The organism is Staphylococcus sp. EG-SA-18 (assembly GCF_017151825.1).
Taxonomy (GTDB): domain Bacteria; phylum Bacillota; class Bacilli; order Staphylococcales; family Staphylococcaceae; genus Staphylococcus; species Staphylococcus aureus.
Window position 1 is genome coordinate 13713 of sequence record NZ_JACYVY010000073.1, and the last position, 23547, is coordinate 37259.

Below are 23547 nucleotides of genomic sequence, written 5' to 3' on the forward strand. Positions count from 1 at the left end.
CTCCTATGTCATATATAAATGATTAATTGTTAATTTTTAAAAACGTCTTGAAAAGCTGCAACAATTTGATGGATTTCCTCTTTATCAATGACTAGAGGTGGAGACAATCGAATGATAGTACGATGCGTGTCTTTGCATAAGATTCCACGTTGAATCAGTTGATCCACAAAAGGTGCAGCATCTGTGTTAAGCTCTATGCCTATAAATAAACCACGACCTCTAATTTCTTTAATACTAGGATGTTTAAGTTGTAGCAACGCTTTTAATAAAAATGAACCTAAGCGTTCTGATCGTTCAACCAGTTGTTCATCTTTAAGTACATCAAGCGCTGCCGTCGATATTGCAATGGCTAAAGGGTTACCACCAAATGTTGAACCATGTGTACCTGGTGTTAGAACACGCATGACATCATTATTTGCAAGTACAGCAGATACAGGGTATAAGCCGCCACCCAATGCCTTACCTAAAATATAAATGTCTGGAACGACTTGCTCCCATTCCATAGCAAACCATTTCCCAGTTCTACCAAGACCAACTTGAATTTCATCTGCAATCAATAATATTTGATGTTTATCACATAGTTGACGCACAGCTTGAATATATCCTTTCGGTGGTATATTAACGCCACCTTCACCTTGAATTGGTTCCAAAATAATTGCTGCTGTATTCGGTGAAATAGCTTGTGTTAATTGTTCAATGTCTCCAAAATCTACTGTTGTAGTGCCTTGAAGTAGGGGGTGAAATCCTGCTTTATATGCGTCGTGGTTAGATAGTGATAATGAGCCAAGTGTACGACCGTGAAAATTGTTATTCATAGCGATGATTTCAACTTGTCCGTCAGTAATGCCTTTAACTTCAGAGCCCCATTTTCTAGCAATTTTAATGGCTGCTTCAACAGCTTCAGTACCAGAGTTAAGGGGGAGTACTTTGTCTTTCTTAGCAAGATGACAAATTTTTTCTTCCCATTTCCCGAGATTGTCACTATAAAGGACACGTGAAATGATAGACAACTTTGAAGCTTGTTCTGTCATCGCTTTAACAATTGTTGGATGACAATGGCCTTGGTTTGCAACTGAAAAACCCGAAATGCAATCTATATATTGTTTGCCATCAGTATCCCAAACTTTGACACCTTTACCTTTAGAAATGACAAGCTTAAGTGGTGCATAATTATTAGAGTTATAATAATCAGTTAATTCAATGATTGAATTCATCGGTCTCCCTCCTTTATATTTATACATTTTAAAGAATTAATATTAATATATTACAGTTGTTCAATATAAGTGTCAAATGTAAATTTAATAATATAAAGATAAGGTTGTGTTTGTATTAATGTGATTTGTAAAATGAAAGTACTAATATTTTTTGTGGATAATCATTGATATGTATGTATACGATTGCAGTTTAATGTAGTATGAATAAAAAATGCCACAAGCATATGTTTAACATATGACTGTGGCATAGTATTATGCTTGTGGAATTTTACGATGCTTAATTTTATAAATAATGAAGCCGATAATGAAACCAATCAAACTGAGAACAACCCAGCCCATACCAATGTCTGATAATGGTAAATATTTTTGGCTGAAATTAATCAAAGTTTGTGAGAATGATGTGCTTGAAATGAACTCTGGACTAGCTTTTAATCCATCTACTAATGCAGCAATCATTGTAAAGAAAATGGTACATTGATAAATAAGTTTTGAATGATGGAATTTGCTACTAAATAATGTTAGTACAATCAAGGCAATTGCTAATGGATATAAGAACATTAACACTGGGACTGAGTACATAATAATCTTAGTTAAACCAACATTCGCGAATAAGAACGAAATAAAGCTTACAACTGTTGCAATCGCTAGGTAATTCATTTTAGGGAAAAGGTGTTCGAATGTTTCTGAAAATGCCGTAATCAAACCGATGGCTGTTTTTAAACAAGCAACCATAACGATAAGTGACAACAGGACGATACCGTAGTTACCTAAGTAGTATTGAGTAATTTGCGCTAAGGCAATACCACCATTTTCACTAAGTTTGAAATGACCAATACTTAATGTACCCATGATTGCTAGTAGGGTATAAATGATCCCCATCATAATGATACTGATAGTACCAGACTTAATTGTTTCTTTAGCGATATCAGTTGGATTTTCGATACCTAACTTTTTAATCGTTGCAACAATGATAATACCAAATGCCAATGACGCTAGCGCATCTAAGGTATTGTATCCATCTAAAAAGCCGTTAAATAAGGCATTTGATTGATATTGTTTACTAATAGGTGCATCAGATATGCCACCTAATGGATGGATAAAAGCAAATAATAAAATAATTGCTAATAATACTAAGAATACCGGATTTAAAAATTTACCGATATATTCTAAAATTCTTGATGGCTTTCTCGCAAAAAACCATGCAATCACAAAGAAGACGAAGCTAAAAATAAATAAATATAAAGTGATTTGCTTTGGTGATAAAAATGGCGAAAATGCAATTTCAAATGATGTCGTTGCCAGTCTAGGTAAGGCGAAAAATGGTCCGATAACTAGATATAAGGCAATCGTGAAAATGTAAGCATATGTTTTATTAACACGCGATGCAATTTCAAATAAACCAGATGTCTTTGAAATGCCAATAGCAATGATACCTAGAAATGGTAAGCCAATTGCTGTAATTAAAAATCCTAAGTTAGCGATAAAAACGTTAGAACCAGCAGCTTGACCCAAGTGTATTGGGAAGATAAGATTGCCGGCACCAAAGAATAAACCAAATAACATAGAACCTATAAACATGTTTTCTTTAAATGTTAGTTTCTTCTTCATATATGTATTTGTTCTCCTTTTTAGAACTTATAAAAATCTACTTAATTAAGATAATATCAAAAATTAAACATAAAGTGATACATAATTTTGCAATAAATACTAAATTTTTTGAAAATTCCGGAATAAATACTGTTTTTTATGTAGTAGGGGCGTAAGTTAAGAACGATTTAACAGATATAGAATATGTTAAATATAGAAGGTTAGACAACCCGACGTATTAATACTTTGTGAAATAAAGATCCCCCTCAACATGATCGAAGGGGGGAAGTATATGTTTAGTTCAATATATTTAGAAAGTCGTTTGTAGTTATTGTTTGTCCCATCAATGGGAATACATTATCTATTGGAAATTGATGTAGCGTTTCGTTTTGTGCACTCATCATATCTGTAACAAAAAACTGATTGTAGTTTAATTGATAGGCATCTCGCGCTGTCGTATCTACGCCAATATGCGTTGCGACACCACCAAGAACAATCGTATCAATTCCTCGACGTCGCAATTGTAAGTCCAAATCTGTTCCTACAAATGCACTAAAATGTCGTTTGTCTATGACAAAATCGTCATCTCTCTTGTCTAATAAATGATGGAAACGACTGTAGTCGTCGCCTTCTTTTGGTGGTAATGAGATCATTGCATTTGGTTGCAATACATCTTTACCATCATAGAAATTCACGCGAACAAAAGCGATAAAGCCATTGTTTTTTCTAAAAACATCTATTAATTTATTAGCGTTTTGAACGACATTTTCAGCTGTATATGGGGCATAATCCATTTTAAGAATACCTTCTTGCAGGTCGATTAACACTAAAGCGGTTTTATTAAAATTAATCATCTTATATCAGAGTCCTATTCGTTTAATAAAGTATTCGCTTAAACTTATACCCTGTATACGATGAAATTATTTATTTTGTTGTGAAAAAGCTTTAGCGATATCGATGAGTTTCTTCGGTGCGTCTTCGACAGACATTTTGACTTCGACAAAATGCATCACATCGGGATGACCATTAATTGCATTAAACGTGTCTTGTAAATCTTTTGATGATTCAACGTCATGAATTTCAACATTTTTACCACCAAATACAGCTGGTAAAGCTTTATAATCCCACATGTGAATTTCATTATAAGGTTCATACATGCCGTGAATAAGTCGTTCTACCGTATAGCCGTCATTATTAATCACAAATAATACCGGTTTAATATGCTGTCTAATCATAGTTGAAATAGCTTGAACAGTTAGTTGCAATGAGCCATCACCAATTAATAATAAGTTACGACGATCTTTGTCTGCTAATTGTGAACCTAATGTTGCAGGTAATGTATAGCCGATAGAACCCCATAACGGTTGCCCTATAAAAGTATTGTTTTTGTATAATGCTAAATCATAAGCACCAAAGAATGATGTACCTTGATCAGCAATGATGACATCATTTGGTTTTAAGAAATTTTGCATCATTTTAAAATAAGTTTGTTGTGTTAATGGTTCTGTGCCAACAGTATAATCGGGTGATGTTGGACGATGATACGCAGGGAACGTTGCGTTATTCGTATATGAAATATTGGATAACTGTTTTAACAATGATGGTAGAGATATTTCATCATTTGTAACATCGTCAATTTTGATATTGTGATGATTTAACATAACGACATCATCGATATTGAATTGGTATGAAAAACCTGCTGTTGCTGAATCTGTTAATTTGGCTCCAATATTTAAAATTAAATCGCTGTTGTCCACATAATCTCGTATTTTATCTTCGGCAATTTTCCCATCGTAAATACCCATATAATATGGATTTTCCTCATTAAAAGCACCTTTTCCTAATGAAAGTTGTGCTACTGGTATCTGTGTTTGATTTACAAAATCTTCTAATTCTTGATGAAGGTGAAAACTGTTGATTTCATGTCCAGTAATGATGATAGGCTGCTTCGATTGATGCAATTTAGATGTTAATAACTCTATATATGTTGATGCATCCGTATCTTTGGCTGCCGTTACTTCAAATGGTGTCGGTATCTCAATTTCAGAGATTGCGACATCGATTGGTAAATGTAAATGAACTGGGCGTCTTTCGGCGATTGCTGTATTAATTAAACGTGGTATTTCGGTTGTTGCATTTTCAGGTGTGATATAACCTTGTGCAACGGTTATATGTGCAAACATTTTTCGGTAGTCGTCAAATGTACCTTCACCAAGTGAGTGATGTACATATTTACCGGCATGTTCAACAGCACGTGTCGGCGCACCTGTAATCGCAATGACAGGTATGCGTTCAGCATATGAACCTGCGATACCGTTGACGGCACTTAATTCGCCAACACCAAATGTAGTAACTAATGCAGCGAGTCCATTAAGACGGGCATAACCGTCCGCTGCGTAACTTGCGTTTAATTCATTTGTATTTCCTACCCAATCTACATTGGGATTGCTGATAATATCGTCTAGAAAAGCGAGATTAAAATCACCAGGAACACCAAAAATTTTATCGACGCCTGCTCGATGAATAGCGTCAATTAAGTAAGCTCCAATGCGTTGTTTCATAAAAAAACCACCTTTTCTCTATATTTACACTTAAAATGATAGCCTCGAATATAGTGTAAGGTCAAGGAAGTTGACTTTGTTGTGAAAACGCTAACAATAGTGAACAATTAATATTTTTTAGGAAATGAGTATGAAGGGGGGCTTTAATTGATGATCTTAAAATTCAAAATTTAAGGGGAGAGCGAACTATCAATGATGCTGCAAAATACAATAGCAAAGAAAAAACAGGCGCGTCACCTTATGAAGGTATACGCACCTGTTTATAGTAAGCATTATTTAGCTTCAAATAATTGATCGCCAAATGAAATGTTGCCATGTTCACCTTGTTTAAAATCAAGGTTTGTAATGTTTCCTTGTGTCACGATAATAGGCGTAATATCACTCTTTGCATGATTGCGGATGTAGTCTAAATCAAAGTTGATTAATAAATCACCTTGTTTAACTTCTTGACCTTCCTCAACATGTAAAGTAAAGCCTTCTCCGTTTAATTTAACAGTGTCTAAACCGATGTGGATTAATAATTCTAAACCACTATCTGATACAAGACCAATTGCATGTTTTGTTGGGAAAATCATTTGTACTTTACCGTTGAATGGTGCACGAACTTCACCTTGTGAAGGTTTGATAGCGATACCGTCACCCATCATTTTTTCGCTGAACACTTGATCAGGCACTTCTGATAATGGTGTTACTTCACCAGTTAATGGTGCATGCACGATATGGCTCAATTCGCTTGTTGCAGATTTATCTTCTGCAACAACAACAGTTTCGTCTTTATCGTCTTCCATAGTAGTAGGATTTTCTACTACTTGACCATTCATAATCTGTTGCATTTCATGTTTGATTTGGTCAGATTTAGGACCAAAAATTGCTTGCATATTATTGCCGACTTCTAATACACCAGATGCGCCTAAATCTTTCAAACCAGGAACATCAACTTTAGATTTGTCGTTAACTTCAACACGTAGACGTGTGATACAAGCGTCTAAATGTTTAATGTTTGCTTTGCCACCCATAGCTTCTAATACTGCATATGGTAATTCAGTTGCTGAAGCAGTAGCCGCTTGTGATTGTTTATCTTCACGACCTGGTGTTTTGTATTTTAATTTTACAATTAAGAATCGGAATACGAAGTAGTAAATAACTGCGTATACAAGACCTACAGGAATAACTAACCACCATTGTGTCTTATTAGGTAGTATACCGAGTAAGAAGTAGTCGATGAAACCACCTGAGAATGTATAACCTAGATGAAGATCTAATAAGTACAATGTTAAGAATGATAAACCATCAAGTACTGCGTGAATAAAGAATAATAATGGTGCTACAAATAAGAATGAGAATTCTAATGGTTCTGTAATACCAGTTAAGAATGATGTTAAAGCAGCAGAACCCATTAAACCTGCTACTACTTTCTTATTTTCAGGTTTAGCTGTGTGATAAATTGCTAAAGCTGCTGCAGGTAAACCGAACATCATAACAGGGAATTCACCTTGCATGAATTTACCAGCTGTCAAATGTGCGCCTTCACGAATTTGTTCGATAAAGATACGTTGGTCACCGTGAATAATTTCACCAGCTGCATTTTTCCATGAACCAAACTCGAACCAGAACGGTGCGTGGAAAATGTGATGTAGACCGAATGGAATTAATAAACGCTTGATGAAACCAAATAAGAATACGGCAACACCAGTATTTGAATCTAATAATCCTGTACTGAATGCATTTAATCCTGATTGAATCGTTGGCCAAATTAATGCCATTGGGAATGCTAAAATAAATGATGTTGTAGCCATCATAATAGGTACGAAACGCTTACCAGCGAAGAAACCTAAATAAGATGGTAAGTTAATGTTATAGAACTTGTTATAACACCAAGCTGCCAGGGCCCCGATTATAATACCGCCGAACACACCTGTTTGTAATGTTGGGATACCTAAAATGCTAGCGTAACCACTCGCTGGATCACCAATATTCTTAGGTGTAACTTGTAAAAAGTCGCCCATTGTTTTGTTCATGATTATGTAACCGACGAATGCTGCGATAGCTGCTACGCCATCACCGCCAGCTAATCCGATTGCGACACCTAATGCGAAAATCATAGGCAAGTTATCAAAAATGATACCACCAGCACCTGTCATTAATTTAGCGACAGTTTGTACGCCACCATTTTGTATAAACGGCAAGTAGTGTTGTAATGATTCACCTTGCATAGCTGTACCGATAGCTAATAACAGACCCGCTGCTGGTAAAATTGCAACAGGTAACATTAGCGCTTTACCAATACGTTGCAATTGACCGAAAAGTTTCTTCCTCACTTGTCCAACCTCCAAAGTTGTATGTAATATTTAAGATTCAATAAAAAAGACACGAGCAAATAGACTGTGTTGGTAACCATCACAGCTTAATTTAACTCATGCCTAATCTTACTTAGTAACACGTTGGTGTATGTAATTAATGTAAAAGAAGCAATTGACTAAGTAGTATATAAAACTGATACGTTAGTTTATCTAGCTTACCATCACATCTTATTGAATCTTATTTGTTTGCGACTCCTATTTTAGCATGGTGAAGTATGCGTTTTCAATACAATTATTAAATTCAATTTCAAATCTCTTAATTATTCACAGATTATTATTAAAACATAATATAAGATAATCCTGAATAAAATGTATAAAAGTTATTGTAATAATCCAGCAGTAGCAGCTATTATCAGCACTTAAAAGAAAGGATAATCTTTGATGGTGTAATAATTAACTTGTGACAGAAATATGTAAGATTATTACAATGAACAGGCTTTAACTGATTAATATTGTAATGTGTTTTCTCTTATAGTAAAATGTAAGCGATTACACAACTCAACTATATTTTCCTAATAATTATATTGTTAAGGAGGGCTACTTTGACAGGCTTTTCAGTGTATTTAGGACAACCTTTAGATGAAGCGTATATTAAGCGAATGATTAAACAAGGTTACCAAATGATTTTTACATCTGTACAAATACCAGAAGAAGATGACGAGACAAAATATCATTATTTCACAAAACTACTCAATTTATTAAAACATGAACAAGTGACTTACCTCATAGATGCTAATCCATCTATATTAACACCATCTTTTTATGAGCATCTTCGACAATATGATGCGCAATTTATGATTCGTATCGATCATAGTACATCAATTGAGGCAATCGAAGCGATAATGGCACAGGGTTTAAAGTGCTGTTTGAATGCAAGTATTATTTCCCGGGAATTGTTAACAAGCTTACATCAACAATTGAATGATTTTACATTACTTTCATTTTGTCATAACTATTATCCAAGACCAGATACGGGATTATCTGTTGACTTGGTCAATAAGAAAAATGAACTCATTTATCAATTTAATCCAAAGGCACAAATATATGGTTTTATTGTAGGGAGTGATTTGCGAGGTCCTTTGCATAAAGGCTTGCCAACAATTGAAGCAACGAGACATAGTCATCCTGTCGTTGCAGCTAAATTATTACAAGAAACTGGTGTATCTGAAGTGTTAGTTGGAGACTCATTGATTGAAATGAGGCAGGCAAAACAACTTATAGATTTTTGCAAGCATAGGCATTTCACGTTATGTATTGAAGAAGTGTTTGATACGACAGTGACTTACCTTTTCGATATGTGTCATAAAGTACGCCCGGATAATCCGGAAAATGTCATTCGTTCGGAAACGTCAAGACAAATATGTCCACATTCGATTCAACCACAGTTTACGACGCAACGACGCATTGGTTCAGTAACCGTTGATAATTTGAATAACGGACGTTATCAAGGCGAAATGCAAATTGTGAGACAAACGCTTAGTGCACATGACAATGTGAATGTTGTTGCACAAATTATTAAAGAAGACTTACCACTGTTAAGTTGTATCGAGCCGAATGATACATTTGATTTTCAAAAAACTAGGGAGTGTAAGAAGTGATGGAAAATAGTACGACCGAAGCGCGTAATGAAGCGACGATGCATCTTGATGAAATGACTGTGGAAGAGGCTTTAATTACGATGAATAAAGAAGATCAGCAAGTCCCGTTAGCAGTTCGAAAGGCAATACCACAATTGACAAAAGTAATTAAAAAAACAATTGCACAGTATAAAAAGGGTGGACGATTGATTTATATCGGTGCAGGTACAAGTGGAAGGTTGGGTGTCTTAGATGCAGCGGAGTGTGTACCTACATTCAATACTGACCCTCATGAAATTATAGGTATTATTGCTGGTGGACAACATGCTATGACGATGGCTGTAGAAGGTGCGGAAGATCACAAAAAATTAGCGGAAGAAGATTTGAAAAATATAGATTTAACATCAAAAGATGTCGTTATAGGAATTGCCGCGAGTGGCAAAACGCCATATGTTATAGGCGGTTTAACATTTGCTAACACAATCGGTGCTACAACAGTATCTATTTCATGCAATGAACATGCAGTTATAAGTGAAATTGCGCAGTATCCAGTAGAAGTTAAAGTTGGTCCAGAAGTATTAACTGGTTCAACACGTTTAAAGTCTGGTACAGCACAAAAGTTAATTTTAAATATGATTTCAACCATCACAATGGTTGGTGTCGGAAAAGTTTACGATAACCTCATGATTGATGTTAAAGCAACCAATCAAAAACTGATCGACCGTTCAGTGCGTATTATTCAAGAAATATGTGCTATCACATATGATGAAGCAATGGCGTTATATCAGGTATCTGAGCATGATGTGAAAGTTGCGACAGTTATGGGTATGTGTGGCATTTCTAAGGAAGAAGCAACAAGACGGTTATTAAACAATGGTGACATTGTTAAACGAGCAATCAGAGATAGACAACCTTAGGAGGGATTTAAATGACCAAAGAACAACAACTTGCAGAACGAATTATTGCTGCAGTAGGTGGTATGGATAATATAGATAGTGTCATGAACTGTATGACACGTGTGCGTATTAAAGTATTAGATGAGAATAAAGTAGATGACCAAGAACTAAGGCATATTGATGGTGTCATGGGTGTTATACACGATGAACGTATTCAAGTTGTGGTTGGACCTGGTACAGTCAATAAAGTGGCTAATCATATGGCGGAATTAAGTGGTGTTAAACTAGGTGACCCAATACCACACCATCACAATGATAGTGAAAAAATGGACTATAAATCATATGCAGCTGATAAAGCAAAGGCGAATAAGGAAGCGCATAAAGCAAAACAAAAGAATGGTAAGTTGAATAAAGTATTGAAATCAATTGCCAATATCTTTATACCGTTGATTCCTGCATTTATTGGAGCTGGATTAATTGGTGGTATTGCAGCAGTACTGAGTAACTTAATGGTGGCAGGCTATATTTCAGGTGCTTGGATTACGCAACTTATAACAGTATTTAATGTCATTAAAGACGGTATGTTAGCATACTTAGCTATTTTCACTGGTATTAATGCGGCTAAAGAATTTGGTGCGACACCAGGACTTGGTGGCGTGATTGGTGGTACAACGTTATTAACGGGTATTGCTGGTAAAAATATTTTAATGAATGTCTTCACTGGAGAACCATTGCAACCTGGACAAGGTGGGATTATTGGCGTTATTTTTGCCGTTTGGATTTTAAGTATTGTCGAAAAGAGATTACATAAAATTGTGCCAAATGCGATTGATATTATTGTAACGCCGACTATTGCATTGTTGATTGTAGGACTATTAACTATCTTTATCTTTATGCCATTAGCAGGTTTTGTTTCAGACAGTTTAGTTTCAGTAGTTAACGGAATTATTAGTATTGGTGGCGTATTTAGTGGATTTATCATTGGTGCAAGCTTCCTACCGTTAGTTATGTTAGGGCTTCATCATATTTTTACGCCAATTCATATAGAAATGATTAACCAATCAGGTGCTACTTACTTATTGCCAATTGCAGCGATGGCTGGTGCTGGACAAGTAGGTGCCGCATTAGCACTTTGGGTAAGATGTAAACGCAACACAACATTACGTAATACTTTAAAAGGTGCATTGCCAGTTGGTTTCCTAGGTATCGGAGAACCATTAATCTATGGTGTGACTTTGCCATTAGGTCGACCTTTCTTAACTGCTTGTATTGGTGGTGGTATTGGTGGCGCTGTAATAGGTGGAATTGGACATATTGGTGCCAAAGCAATAGGCCCAAGTGGTGTGTCACTATTACCATTAATCTCAGATAATATGTATTTAGGTTATATTGTAGGATTACTTGCTGCGTATGCTGGTGGATTCGTTTGTACATATTTATTTGGAACGACAAAGGCGATGCGACAGACAGATTTGTTGGGTGATTAATGATGACAAATATTTTATATCGCATTGATAAGCAGTTGAGTGATTTTACGAAGACAGAAAAGATAATCGCTGATTACATTTTAAAGAATCCACATAAAATCATTGATATGACTGTGAATGATTTGGCAGATGTTACGAATGTTAGTACAGCATCAATTGTTAGATTTAGTCGGAAAATGACACATCAAGGTTTTCAAGAGCTAAAGATTGCGATATCTCGATACTTACCCGAAGATATTGCAACCAATCCACATTTAGAATTGATTGAAAATGAATCTGTAGAAACTTTGAAAAATAAAATGATTGCTAGAGCAACGAATACGATGCGATTTGTAGCTACTAATATTATGGATGCGCAAATTGATGCAATTTGTGATGTGTTGAAAAATGCCAGGACAATATTTTTATTTGGATTTGGCGCATCGAGTTTGACTATTGGTGATCTTTTTCAAAAGTTATCTCGTATTGGCTTAAATGTCAGGTTATTACATGAAACGCATTTACTTGTGTCAACATTTGCGACGCATGATGATAGAGATTGCATGATTTTTGTGACGAATCAAGGTAGTCATAGTGAATTGCAGTCAATTGCACAGGTGGCCACACATTACAGTATTCCCATCATAACTATATCTAGTACAGCTAATAATCCAGTGGCTCAAATTGCAGACTATGCATTGATTTATGGCAGAACTGATGAAAATGAAATGCGTATGGCGGCTACAACGTCACTATTTGCACAGTTATTCACGGTAGATATATTGTACTATCGATTTGTAGCATTAAATTATCATGCGATTCTAGATTGTATAACCCAATCGAAAATGGCACTTGATAATTACAGGAAGCATCTTGCGACGATAGATTTTAAACATTAGATATTGTGTGCGTTCTAACATAAAGTTAGTTGCAACGTAAACAATTGAAGTTTTTGATGTGATTCAGTTGCTTGATGAAAAATTGTTGCTACAAGTTTGTAAAACTGGCATAGAGGCTATTTTGAAAATGATAAAGGCGTGACAAATTAAAGCAAAGTTCAGATTTGAGCTTTGCTTTTTTCATAGATGGAAATTAAATGCTGAAGAATAATTTTAATGCTAAATGAACTAATACGAAGGTGCTAAAAGCAATTATTATCAAATTAGTGATATGAATGAAATGTTTAAATCGTTTGCGTTGATTGTATTCGGGACTTTTATAGAGTAGGTAGTAGTACATAAAGAGTATGGCTGCGAACATGCCGAATATTGAAGTGAAGTTACCTACAGTGACTGCCATGTAATGATTTAAAGTTAAATAGTAACTTAGACTAATAATAAAAAATAAAATGATTTGATAGGTAATTAACACCATTCAAGTCCCTCCATTAATCGTAGACAAAAAATTTATCAATGATTTGATTATTTGTATTCAAATTTTAGTATACGACTTACCTCAAAGACAAATATTAAAAGATAAGACAATAAAATTAGAATAAATTTACGTTTGAAGATAAAAAACAAACATTTTTCATTAAAGTTTATGATATATTTAGAGCAATAGAAAGTGTATGGAAGGGGATATGAATGGCATACCAAAGTGAATACGCATTAGAAAATGAAATGATGAATCAACTTGAACAATTGGGTTACGAAAGAGTAACGATACGTGATAATAAGCAATTGCTTGATAATTTTAGAACGATTTTAAATGAGCGTCATGCGGACAAATTAGAAGGCAATCCCTTAACAGATAAAGAATTTCAACGTCTGTTAACGATGATTGATGGAAAAAGTATTTTCGAGAGTGCCCGTATTTTACGTGATAAATTACCACTTAGACGTGATGATGAGTCTGAGGTTTATTTGTCGTTTTTAGATACGAAAAGTTGGTGTAAAAATAAGTTTCAAGTGACGAATCAAGTATCTGTCGAGGATACATATAAAGCACGTTATGATGTAACGATATTAATCAACGGACTACCCCTTGTCCAAGTTGAATTGAAACGTCGAGGTATTGATATTAATGAGGCGTTTAACCAAGTAAAACGTTACCGCAAACAAAATTACACAGGCTTATTCCGCTACATACAAATGTTTATCATTAGTAATGGTGTTGAAACGCGATACTTTTCTAATAATGATAGCGAACTATTGAAGAGTCACATGTTTTATTGGAGTGATAAACAGAATAACCGTATCAATACATTGCAATCGTTTGCTGAGTCATTTATGAGACCTTGTCAATTAGCTAAGATGATATCGCGCTATATGATTATTAATGAAACAGATAGAATACTGATGGCAATGCGTCCGTATCAAGTGTATGCGGTAGAAGCACTTATTCAACAAGCGACTGAGACAGGGAATAATGGATATGTATGGCATACAACTGGAAGTGGTAAGACGTTGACTTCTTTTAAAGCGAGTCAGATTTTATCACAGCAAGATGACATTAAGAAAGTTATCTTTTTGGTTGACCGTAAAGACTTGGATAGTCAAACAGAAGAGGAATTTAATAAATTTGCTAAGGGTGCTGTAGACAAAACTTTTAATACCTCGCAACTGGTACGCCAACTAAATGATAAAAGTTTGCCACTTATTGTAACGACGATTCAAAAAATGGCTAAAGCGATTCAAGGGAATGCCCATTTATTAGAACAGTATAAAACGAATAAAGTTGTATTTATTATTGATGAGTGTCATCGCAGTCAATTTGGTGACATGCATCGTCTAGTTAAACAACATTTCAAAAATGCCCAATACTTTGGATTCACTGGTACGCCACGTTTTCCAGAAAATAGTAGTCAAGATGGTAGAACAACTGCAGATATTTTCGGTAGATGCTTACATACGTATTTAATTAGAGATGCCATTCATGATGGTAATGTACTTGGTTTCTCAGTTGACTATATTAATACTTTTAAAAATAAAGCTTTAAAAGCAGAAGATAACAGCATGGTTGAAGCAATTGATACGGAAGAAGTATGGTTAGCGGATAAACGTGTGGAATTAGTAACACGACATATCATCAATAATCATGATAAATATACACGTAATCGTCAATATTCAAGTATATTTACAGTCCAAAGTATTCACGCGCTTATTAAATATTATGAGACATTTAAGCGACTTAACAAAAAGTTGGAACAACCGTTAACGATAGCTGGTATATTTACGTTTAAACCTAATGAAGATGATCGTGATGGTGAAGTGCCATATCATTCACGTGAAAAATTAGAGATAATGATTAGTGATTATAATAAAAAGTTCGAGACGAATTTTTCAACAGACACAACTAATGAGTATTTTAATCATATTTCAAAAAACGTTAAAAAGGGCGTTAAAGATAGTAAAATTGATATCTTAATCGTTGTTAATATGTTCTTAACTGGTTTTGATAGTAAAGTACTGAACACTTTATATGTTGATAAGAATTTAATGTATCATGATTTAATTCAAGCGTATTCACGTACAAATAGGGTTGAAAAAGAATCAAAGCCATTTGGTAAAATTGTAAACTATCGTGACTTGAAAAAAGAGACAGACGATGCACTGAGAGTATTCTCACAAACAAATGATACGGATACAATTTTAATGCGCAGTTATGAAGAGTATAAAAAAGAATTTATGGACGCTTATCGTGAGCTTAAAATGATTGTGCCGACACCACACATGGTTGATGACATTCAAGATGAAGAAGAGCTAAAGCGCTTTGTTGAAGCTTATCGTTTATTAGCTAAAATAATATTACGTTTAAAAGCATTTGACGAGTTTGAGTTTACAATTGATGAAATTGGAATGGATGAACAAGAGAATGAAGACTATAAAAGTAAATATTTAGCTGTGTACGATCAAGTAAAAAGAGCGACGGCTGAGAAAAATAAAGTATCCATTTTAAATGATATTGATTTCGAAATAGAAATGATGCGTAATGATACGATTAATGTGAATTATATTATGAATATATTGAGACAAATTGATCTTGAAGACAAAGCGGAACAACGTCGTAACCAAGAACAAATTAGACGCATTTTAGATCATGCAGATGATCCGACATTGAGGTTAAAACGAGATCTAATTAGAGAATTCATCGACAATGTTGTACCTTCTTTAAATAAGGATGATGATATCGATCAAGAATATGTTAATTTCGAAAGTATTAAAAAAGAAGCGGAGTTCAAAGGATTTGCTGGAGAGAGATCTATCGATGAACAAGCCCTAAAAACAATTTCAAATGACTACCAGTATAGTGGTGTTGTAAACCCACATCACCTTAAAAAAATGATTGGTGATTTGCCATTGAAAGAAAAGCGTAAAGCAAGAAAAGCCATTGAATCTTTCGTGGCAGAAACAACTGAAAAATACGGTGTGTAATGATTCAGCCCCCTCGCTAGATTAGTGTAGGGGGCATTATTATTTCATTAGAAAAGGCTCATTTGTTAAATTCATCTTATCAAGAATATAACGAATGTTCCTTGTTTTAAACTTATTAATTAATAGAGACATTTTATCTGAAAATATCACTGAATGCTAATACTAATCAAAGAAAAAGTGATAATTAAAATAAGATATATAATACCCCAAATAGTGGATGCTCGTATAGAAAGTTTCGACGTACCAATTAGCATGACTGTAAGTATGTATGCTTGTACAAAAAATTGTAAGTCGAAAGTACCCAGAATGCGATTTCCTTTAGCAAAAATATTTAAACTAGTAATAGAATAGTCAATTAATGATAAACCGGCACTTATTTGGATGGTAAGTATAATTAAACTAATAGCATTTGTAAACAGTATGTAGCTTAACGTTGCAGAGAATATAGATTTTGTATTAGCATCTGAGCGCATAATTCTAGAGATAACTAGAATGATTAAAAATGTAAATAATACGCTGAAAACTCTTGAGAAAAAAATACTAATTTGACTAAAAATTTTTATTTGTGCTAATGATGTCTCTGAGAGTCCTGCTTCACTCAATAACTTTTTATAGTCCACAGATAGTCCACTAACAAATGTATATGTAACAATTATTATCAAAGTCAGAAACAGCTTAATGATTAACTTTGGTTGAATGCGGATATTTGCAAAGTGATTAAGCAAAGGTAGTTTTGATAATGACATATAGACCTCCTAATGATATAATTCTCCTATATTTTATCATAAAAATAATATAAAAAATATATTTTATTAAAAATAAGTATAAAAAATGGTTTGAAGAGTATTTAACATTTATAGGAGGACATAAATTGAGGCGTAAAAGGAAATGGCTAATTGTTATTTGTGTATTATTAGTATTGATTACGATATCACAAATTTTGAAACATTTTAACTATGGAACTGAGAGTAAAGAAGCATACAATACATATACGGTTGAAAAAGAAAGACAATTAGATTTACAAGGTAAGGCATATCCACGTGAAGTTAAAACATATTATAAAAATAATCAGGTTGGAACATATTTGGGTGTGCAAGTAGCGGACGGGCAAACAGTCAAAAAAGGAGACAAAGTTAACTTAAGTATTACGAGTACGGGTAAAACAGGAGCGGGGATTATAAAACAAATCTCTGAGTTGCCTATTAGTTATGAAGAGAATTTAAGTCTTCACGAAAATGATGCCCTGCATTTACCAGAAAGTAACAACGATGGGGAATTAGCAAATTCAAAATCGATTTCGGCATCTCCAATATTTAAGAGTAATAACAACTCTGAATTATCAAAGTATGGAGTTATAATTGATGATCTTAGTCTACCAATACGTGCAGGTTATTCGTTGGAAATTAAAGTCCCATTAAATGCGATTAAAATACCTAAATCAGTATTAACAAAAGGCAATAATGTTTTTATTGTTAATAAAAATAGTATTGTGGAAAAACGGAATATTCGTATAAAAAGAATCAATGGTGACATTATTGTAGAAAAGGGGTTAAAACCTGGAGACAAGTTAATTAAACAACCTAAAAGTACAATGAATGATGGTGATAAGGTTGAGATTTCGTCATGATAGAATTAAAGAATGTTTATAGGACTTTTAAAAACGGTGATAAAAATATTCGAGTTTTAAAAGACATTAATATACATATCAATGCAGGTGAATTCATAGCGATTATGGGACCATCAGGCTCAGGGAAGAGCACACTGATTAATATCTTAGGATTTATAGATCGAGAGTATCATGGTGAATATTTGTTTGAAGGAAGTAATTATCAGACACAATCTGATAATCAATTGGCAAACATAAGAAATAAAACAGTTGGATTTGTTTTTCAAAATTTTAAACTAATTCATAATAATACTATTTTAGAAAATATAAGTATGCCACTGGTATATACAAATATGAATACGATAGAACGAAAGAATAAAGTTATGACTGTGCTCAGTGCTGTAGGCCTAGATGGCAAAGGTGATTTTACTCCTAGTAAACTATCAGGCGGTCAACAACAACGTGTTGCAATTGCGCGAGCCATTATAAATAATCCAAAGTTTATTATTGCAGATGAGCCAACGGGTGCTTTGGATTCAGATACATCTAAAATTATTATGGACATATTTACATCATTAAACCGAGATAATCATACTACAATTATTTTAGTCACACATGATCGTAAAGTAGCAGAAAAAGCTGATCGAATAATTCATATTTTGGGTGGTCGTATACAACATGAAGAGGTGATTAAATGAGGAAAGTTTTAAATATTTTTACAATAGCTTTTAAATCAATATTGAAAAATAAAGGTAGAAATATATTTACAATGATAGGTATAATCATCGGTATTTCTTCTGTTATTACGATAATGTCTTTGGGAAATGGCTTTAAAAAAACTGCTGCTGATCAATTTTCAGATGCTGGCGCCGGAAAACAAGAAGCGTTGATTAGCTTTACTTTTAAAGTTGATGAGAAAATCAAAAAGTATCCTTTTAATCAAAGAGATATAGAGTTGGTAAATCAAGTTGATGGCGTACTAGATGCGAAGCTAAAGGAAAATAAAGAAGAAGGAATTGAAGCCACAATAACTAATGTCCAGAAAAAAAGTGACATCTTCATTATAAAAAAACAAAATTTACACTCTTTTAAAGTAGGTAGAGGGTTTGATAAAGAGGATAATGAATTACGTAAGAAAATAGTGGTTATAAATGATCAAGTAGCAAAAACTGTATTCAATAATAATGCTATTGGTAAATCGCTATATATTGAGGGACAGGGATTTGAAGTCATAGGAATTACGGATAAACTATATTCTGACTCATCTACCGTTATAATGCCTGAAAATACATTCAACTACTATATGGGACACTTACATCAAGGTCTGCCTACCTTACAGATAATTATTGAAGATGGTTACAATAAAAAAACTGTAGTTAAAAAAGTAGAATCACTATTAAATAAAAAAGGATCGGGCTCTGTTTTAGGTGAGTATACATATACAGACACTGAAGAAATTATCAAAAGTATTGATAAAATTTTTGATAGTATTACTTATTTTGTAGCAGCTGTTGCCGGTATTTCACTTTTTATTGCTGGTATTGGAGTTATGAATGTCATGTATATATCTGTAGCTGAAAGAACAGAAGAAATTGCGATACGACGTGCATTTGGTGCAAAAAGTCGAGATATTGAACTACAATTTTTAATAGAGAGCATTTTAATATGTGTGACAAGTGGTTTTATTGGACTTATTTTAGGTGTTGTGTTTGCAACAATAATTGATGTATTAACACCAGATTATATTAAAAGTGTAGTAAGTTTGAGTTCTGTCATAATTGCGGTTAGTGTGTCGATATTAATTGGACTTCTTTTTGGATGGATACCAGCTCGCGCAGCATCTAAGAAAGAGCTCATAGATATTATAAAATAGTAAATTTAAAATGGTAAAAGTACTGAAGACTAATTATCATATTAAACTGACTATCAACACCAACGATGGAAATGCGTATTAGAATAAAAGTAAGATATGTATTGCAAAATGTAAATTATATATTTAATTTACGCAAAAAATAACATATTACTTTTAAGATGTAAAAAAATATTATATAATATTTTTGAGAAGGAGGTGGAAGGCCTATGCTAAAATTACATAAAAAAATAGCTTGGACAGGAATCAAAGGTTCAGCTATAACTACATTTATTACTGCCTTATATAATGGAAGTAGTGTTTGGAACGCGCTAGCTGTTGCTGGTATTGCTTTTGGTGGTGGCGCTGGTACTGCGGTTGCAGCTCTTGGTCGTGCAACAGTAATGAGATTTATCAAACGTTGGGGCGTACGAAAAACAGCTGCTTGGTAAAAGATAATCTAATTCTTTATAAGAGAGGCTTTCTTTTTTGGGAAAGCCTCTTTTTAAAAAAGGAGATTCAATGAATAATTCAATATTTTATACCTATTTAAAATTTAATCTTAGATATTTTATCCGTAGAAAATTTGAAATTGTAAAAAGGTCGCGACTTAATGTTACTACAAAAATACTGTTTTTAATTAAATTGATTTTTTCGTCACTATTATTATTTATTTCAACTATTATGTTAGCTGACTATTTCAGTGATTATATTGATTTTATAGAATATTATTTCTATGCGAGTATGTTTATTTACATTGTATTTATACCATTAATACCTAGAACTAAATTATTGATCAATCCAATGGATAAACAGCTGTTATATAGATCTAGTTTGAGAGAAGTTGACATTTTTAACTTGATATATGCTTCAGACGTTTTAAAAAAGTTTGTTGGATATTTTAATTTGTTGATAGTTGGTATGGCTATTAGTTTATATCATATTAGTCCTTTTATATTTAACCTCAAGGTTTTTTGTGCACTAATATACTTTTCAACAATCTCTTATGTAATTCAAATTATTTTTATAAATATTAAAGTCATAAGCACAAAAAAATTATTTTCTTATCACTATTGTGTTTTTAATTTTATGATGGGAAGCATTGTTTCTGTTATTGGATTTGTCGTCTCATTTCTTTTAGTAAATTTATTAATAAAGCCCTTTTTAGTTTTTTCGACATATGTAATAAAAAGTAAGAAAACTTTTGAATGGTATAGTTATTTTCAGGATATAAAGAACGAAGTCATTATTATTAATGAAAAAGTTATGCAATTATTAGATTATATATCACCTCACACTATTTTTATGAGATTAAACTTTGTGAATATATCATTTGTGATTATTACAATAGCTTTATTTATAGCGTTATATTATTTAAATAAAATAGGGTTTTGGTATAGAAAAGAAGATATCTATCTATCTTCAACAAATATTAATTTTTCGTTGCCAATTTCAATAAAAGCTATAACAACAATACAGCTAAAACACTGGATAAGTAACAAAGAAGAAGTTAATTTACATAAACCTTTCTTCTATATTAGTTATTCAATATGGTTCTTTTTAGGGTGTTTAATCTATTTTTCACAGATGGCATATAATCAGTTAGCTAATGCAGTTATTTTTATTTTGATATTAAACACTATAACTCGTGATAGTTTTTCTGCGGGGACGGATTTTTTTACTAAATCATTACGTTTTGATTCAGATAGAAAAAGTATCGGTTTGTATAGGATGTCAAACACTGATTTTAAACAAATTTACGATTCTAAATTATCTCTAATTCGCTTTATTGGTTTTAAAGAAACAATACTTGCTATTATTTTATTAGCAATATTTTTAAATCAAGACATATATTTATATATAATTGGATTTGAAATAATAATCATCAATACAGTAATAATTCCTAATTTATCATTATTACCTTCGTATTTATCTCCACATTTCAATCATCAACATTACAGTGAATTAGAGTCTTTTGAAGAACAAATTTTTCTTGAAGATACTGTTTTTGATAAAGTTAAGAATTTTTTATCGTCATCATATTTTTTAATTCTATTTGTAGGTTACTTATCTCAACGTAATTATATTGACATAATGATTTTTATAATTATTTTCAACATTTTAGCCTTAATACTTGTTTCGTTGTTTATTAGGTTTTCTAAACAAAAAATAACAAAGTCTTGGAGAAAGAGGGATTTATATTTATAGTATTAAATACAAAAAAATTTTTATTTTTAATATATTGGTGTTAATAATAGGCGGATTATTGGGATGCTTGGTTTATTACTTATTAAATATTGATTTAGGTAAAATGATAGTTGCTCAAGATTTAAATTTACAAGAGATTTTCTTTCATAATTTAATTTATTTCTTCTCTGCAATATTTGGTTTTCTGACACTTGGTCTGTTAAATATAGGTATGTTACTCATAAATTCTGGGATGTTAGGCTTTTTTATAGCACATGGAATCTATAGCAATCAATTAAAATCTATTCTATTAGTATTAGCGCCACACGCTATATTTGAGATTTTAGCACTTTTAATTGCTTCAACATTCTCATTAGGTTTTTTATCATACCTTTATCAAAGAATGGTAAAGAAAAATAAAATAAAAAATAAGATGTTCCATAATTTTGTAACAACAATAATAACTGTTATTGTATTAACAATAATCGCATCATTATTAGAAGTTTATGTAACCATAAATTAAGGAAGTGTATCATGCTAGTTTTAAATAATCTTCAAAAAAAATTTACTAATTCAAAAATGGTTTTGAATAATGTGAATGCTAAGTTTAGAAGTGGGAGCATCAATTGCATAGTGGGAGTAAATGGGGCAGGTAAAACGACTTTGTTAAATATTATTAGTAGTATATTGATGCCAACAAAAGGTGATGTATATTTAAATAGTGAAAGTATTTTTGAAAATAGCACACTAAAAAAAGAGATTTTTTACACACCAGTAAATCCCTTTTTTTATGAAAATTTAAGTGCTAAAGATAATTTGTACTTAATATGTAGCCTATATAATCGGAAAATAGATCAAATAACTATTGAGAAAACTATTAAAGATGTAGGTTTGAATATAGAAGATCTAAATATACCTGTATATAATTTTTCAAGTGGTATGAAGCAAAAACTAAATTTTGCTTCTATGTTATTAGTAGATTCAAATGTTTTATTATTAGATGAACCATTTAATGCCCTTGACCATGTTGCTCAAAAAAATTTCACACGAATTTTAAAGGGATTAGTTTCTAAAGAAAAGATAATAATTTTCACTAGTCATTTGCCTAATACAATTTTAGAACTCTCAGAAAATATTTATTTGTTAAAAGATGGATGTTTTACAGATAAACGAAAAGCACAGTCATTTAATCAAACCACGTTAGAAACATGGTTGTTAGAAAGTCAAAAAGAGGTGATACCTTATGAAGAAAAATGATTTGTTAGTAATGAGTGTAGTATATATTTTAACTTCAGTCATAATGTTCTACATTAATGGATTAAGTAAACAATTTTTTACATATGTAGTTGGTTTCCCAATTATTTATTTTGGTTATATATGTCTAGTTAATCTTATAAAAAAAAGAAGCCGGAATAATTAAAAGTGAAAAATAATTTGAAAATAGCTAGAGTTTCACTATCTATGACTCAAAAGGAGCTAGCAAATAAAGTTGGAGTAACTAGACAAACAATATCTCTTATAGAAAAGGGTGTACATAACCCCTCTCTATCACTATGTAAAAATATTTGTTCGGTGTTGAATAAAAATTTGGATGAGATATTTGGAGAGAAACCACAATAAAAGAGCTTATTGAAAGATAATCTAAAAGTCGACAATATATTTCTTCTCAGAAACTGCTATTATTTTGAAAAGAAAACACACGTATTATAAATTTAAAATACCGAAATATAGCATTATTAAATCAAAAATAGAATTAAAAAAGAAAATTAATCGAGAAAAGTATTAAATGTCATTTATTTGAATGTGTTAATTATGAAAGAAAAAGAGTAAGTGACGTTAAATATACATTGACTAAGCTAAGTTGACAC

Annotated in this window: 21 protein-coding genes and 1 pseudogene; 15 read left to right on the forward strand and 7 right to left on the reverse strand. The window is 32.5% G+C overall.

From position 1 onward, the window contains the following. Positions 1 to 29: 29 nt before the first annotated feature. The 4 genes from rocD to IDG66_RS12675 all read right to left on the reverse strand — a co-directional run bounded on the left by rocD (position 30) and on the right by IDG66_RS12675 (position 5362). Positions 30 to 1214 (reverse strand): ornithine--oxo-acid transaminase, encoded by a 1185-nt coding sequence (gene rocD / locus IDG66_RS12660; RefSeq protein WP_032099349.1) that lies wholly within the window; start codon positions 1212 to 1214, stop codon positions 30 to 32. 252 nt (positions 1215 to 1466) lie between these two features. Beyond that, complete coding sequence (gene brnQ1, locus IDG66_RS12665; protein WP_000728180.1) at positions 1467 to 2822, reverse strand: branched-chain amino acid transport system II carrier protein BrnQ1; 1356 nt, start codon at positions 2820 to 2822, stop codon at positions 1467 to 1469. A gap of 275 nt (positions 2823 to 3097) precedes the next feature. After that, on the reverse strand, positions 3098 to 3655 hold the full coding sequence (locus IDG66_RS12670) for an isochorismatase family protein (protein WP_000606890.1): 558 nt from the start codon (positions 3653 to 3655) through the stop codon (positions 3098 to 3100). A gap of 66 nt (positions 3656 to 3721) precedes the next feature. After that, positions 3722 to 5362, reverse strand: a complete 1641-nt coding sequence (locus IDG66_RS12675; protein ID WP_000813532.1) for an alpha-keto acid decarboxylase family protein — start codon at positions 5360 to 5362, stop codon at positions 3722 to 3724. A 192-nt stretch (positions 5363 to 5554) separates the two neighbouring features. Between IDG66_RS12675 and IDG66_RS12680 the strand changes: the two genes are divergently transcribed. Beyond that, on the forward strand, positions 5555 to 5656 hold the full coding sequence (locus IDG66_RS12680) for a hypothetical protein (protein WP_000979526.1): 102 nt from the start codon (positions 5555 to 5557) through the stop codon (positions 5654 to 5656). Here the strand turns inward: IDG66_RS12680 and ptsG are convergent. Beyond that, on the reverse strand, positions 5635 to 7680 hold the full coding sequence (gene ptsG, locus IDG66_RS12685; RefSeq protein WP_001227724.1) for a glucose-specific PTS transporter subunit IIBC: 2046 nt from the start codon (positions 7678 to 7680) through the stop codon (positions 5635 to 5637). The two genes, IDG66_RS12680 and ptsG, sit on opposite strands and share 22 nt — an antisense overlap. A 584-nt stretch (positions 7681 to 8264) precedes the next feature. Here ptsG and mupG point away from each other — a divergent pair. From mupG to rpiRb, 4 genes are read left to right on the forward strand one after another with little or no spacing between them, the layout of a single operon-like run. Then, entirely contained in the window at positions 8265 to 9320 is a 1056-nt protein-coding gene (mupG, locus tag IDG66_RS12690) for a 6-phospho-N-acetylmuramidase (protein ID WP_000145558.1), read from the forward strand. Further along, positions 9320 to 10216 carry an N-acetylmuramic acid 6-phosphate etherase gene (murQ, locus tag IDG66_RS12695; protein WP_000432017.1) on the forward strand — a complete coding sequence of 299 codons (897 nt, stop codon included), beginning with the start codon at positions 9320 to 9322 and terminating at the stop codon, positions 10214 to 10216. Before mupG ends, murQ begins: the two co-directional genes overlap by 1 nt. 11 nt (positions 10217 to 10227) lie before the next feature. Continuing rightward, complete coding sequence (locus tag IDG66_RS12700) at positions 10228 to 11682, forward strand: PTS transporter subunit EIIC (RefSeq protein ID WP_103143662.1); 1455 nt, start codon at positions 10228 to 10230, stop codon at positions 11680 to 11682. A gap of 2 nt (positions 11683 to 11684) precedes the next feature. After that, the gene (rpiRb, locus tag IDG66_RS12705; protein ID WP_000181832.1) at positions 11685 to 12560 is read left to right on the forward strand and encodes a pentose phosphate pathway transcriptional regulator RpiRB; all 876 of its coding nucleotides are present in this window, start codon (positions 11685 to 11687) and stop codon (positions 12558 to 12560) included. 193 nt (positions 12561 to 12753) lie between these two features. On the opposite strand, the gene IDG66_RS12710 is transcribed toward rpiRb, so the two are convergent. Further along, positions 12754 to 13035, reverse strand: coding sequence for a hypothetical protein (locus tag IDG66_RS12710; RefSeq protein WP_001550030.1), 282 nt, complete (start codon positions 13033 to 13035; stop codon positions 12754 to 12756). Between the two features lie 212 nt (positions 13036 to 13247). Here IDG66_RS12710 and IDG66_RS12715 point away from each other — a divergent pair, with 212 nt between their 5' ends. Then, complete coding sequence (locus IDG66_RS12715; RefSeq protein ID WP_000331353.1) at positions 13248 to 16037, forward strand: type I restriction endonuclease subunit R; 2790 nt, start codon at positions 13248 to 13250, stop codon at positions 16035 to 16037. Between the two features lie 146 nt (positions 16038 to 16183). Here the strand turns inward: IDG66_RS12715 and IDG66_RS12720 are convergent, their stop codons facing one another. Next, on the reverse strand, positions 16184 to 16783 hold the full coding sequence (locus IDG66_RS12720; protein WP_000059054.1) for a hypothetical protein: 600 nt from the start codon (positions 16781 to 16783) through the stop codon (positions 16184 to 16186). Between the two features lie 125 nt (positions 16784 to 16908). Between IDG66_RS12720 and IDG66_RS12725 the strand changes: the two genes are divergently transcribed. The 9 genes and pseudogenes from IDG66_RS12725 to IDG66_RS14230 all read left to right on the forward strand — a co-directional run. After that, positions 16909 to 17664 (forward strand): efflux RND transporter periplasmic adaptor subunit, encoded by a 756-nt coding sequence (locus tag IDG66_RS12725; protein WP_001253185.1) that lies wholly within the window; start codon positions 16909 to 16911, stop codon positions 17662 to 17664. After that, a complete protein-coding gene (locus IDG66_RS12730; RefSeq protein WP_000571408.1) occupies positions 17661 to 18341 on the forward strand; it encodes an ABC transporter ATP-binding protein in 681 nt (226 codons plus the stop codon). Before IDG66_RS12725 ends, IDG66_RS12730 begins: the two co-directional genes overlap by 4 nt. Then, entirely contained in the window at positions 18338 to 19516 is a 1179-nt protein-coding gene (locus IDG66_RS12735) for an ABC transporter permease (protein WP_001233397.1), read from the forward strand. Before IDG66_RS12730 ends, IDG66_RS12735 begins: the two co-directional genes overlap by 4 nt. Before the next feature lie 206 nt (positions 19517 to 19722). After that, positions 19723 to 19944, forward strand: coding sequence for a putative cyclic bacteriocin (locus IDG66_RS12740; protein ID WP_000915920.1), 222 nt, complete (start codon positions 19723 to 19725; stop codon positions 19942 to 19944). A 37-nt stretch (positions 19945 to 19981) separates the two neighbouring features. Continuing rightward, positions 19982 to 21700: a hypothetical protein gene (locus tag IDG66_RS12745; RefSeq protein ID WP_001837290.1), complete on the forward strand. Its 1719-nt coding sequence runs from the start codon at positions 19982 to 19984 to the stop codon at positions 21698 to 21700. A 37-nt stretch (positions 21701 to 21737) separates the two neighbouring features. Next, entirely contained in the window at positions 21738 to 22202 is a 465-nt protein-coding gene (locus IDG66_RS12750) for a stage II sporulation protein M (RefSeq protein WP_001793228.1), read from the forward strand. Between the two features lie 11 nt (positions 22203 to 22213). Then, positions 22214 to 22936 carry an ATP-binding cassette domain-containing protein gene (locus IDG66_RS12755; RefSeq protein ID WP_000960712.1) on the forward strand — a complete coding sequence of 241 codons (723 nt, stop codon included), beginning with the start codon at positions 22214 to 22216 and terminating at the stop codon, positions 22934 to 22936. Positions 22937 to 23101: 165 nt separating this feature from the next. Then, a complete protein-coding gene (locus IDG66_RS12760) occupies positions 23102 to 23299 on the forward strand; it encodes a helix-turn-helix transcriptional regulator (RefSeq protein WP_000794565.1) in 198 nt (65 codons plus the stop codon). A gap of 173 nt (positions 23300 to 23472) precedes the next feature. Next, a pseudogene (locus IDG66_RS14230) lies at positions 23473 to 23544 on the forward strand (hypothetical protein); the annotation flags it as partial. Positions 23545 to 23547: the final 3 nt, after the last annotated feature.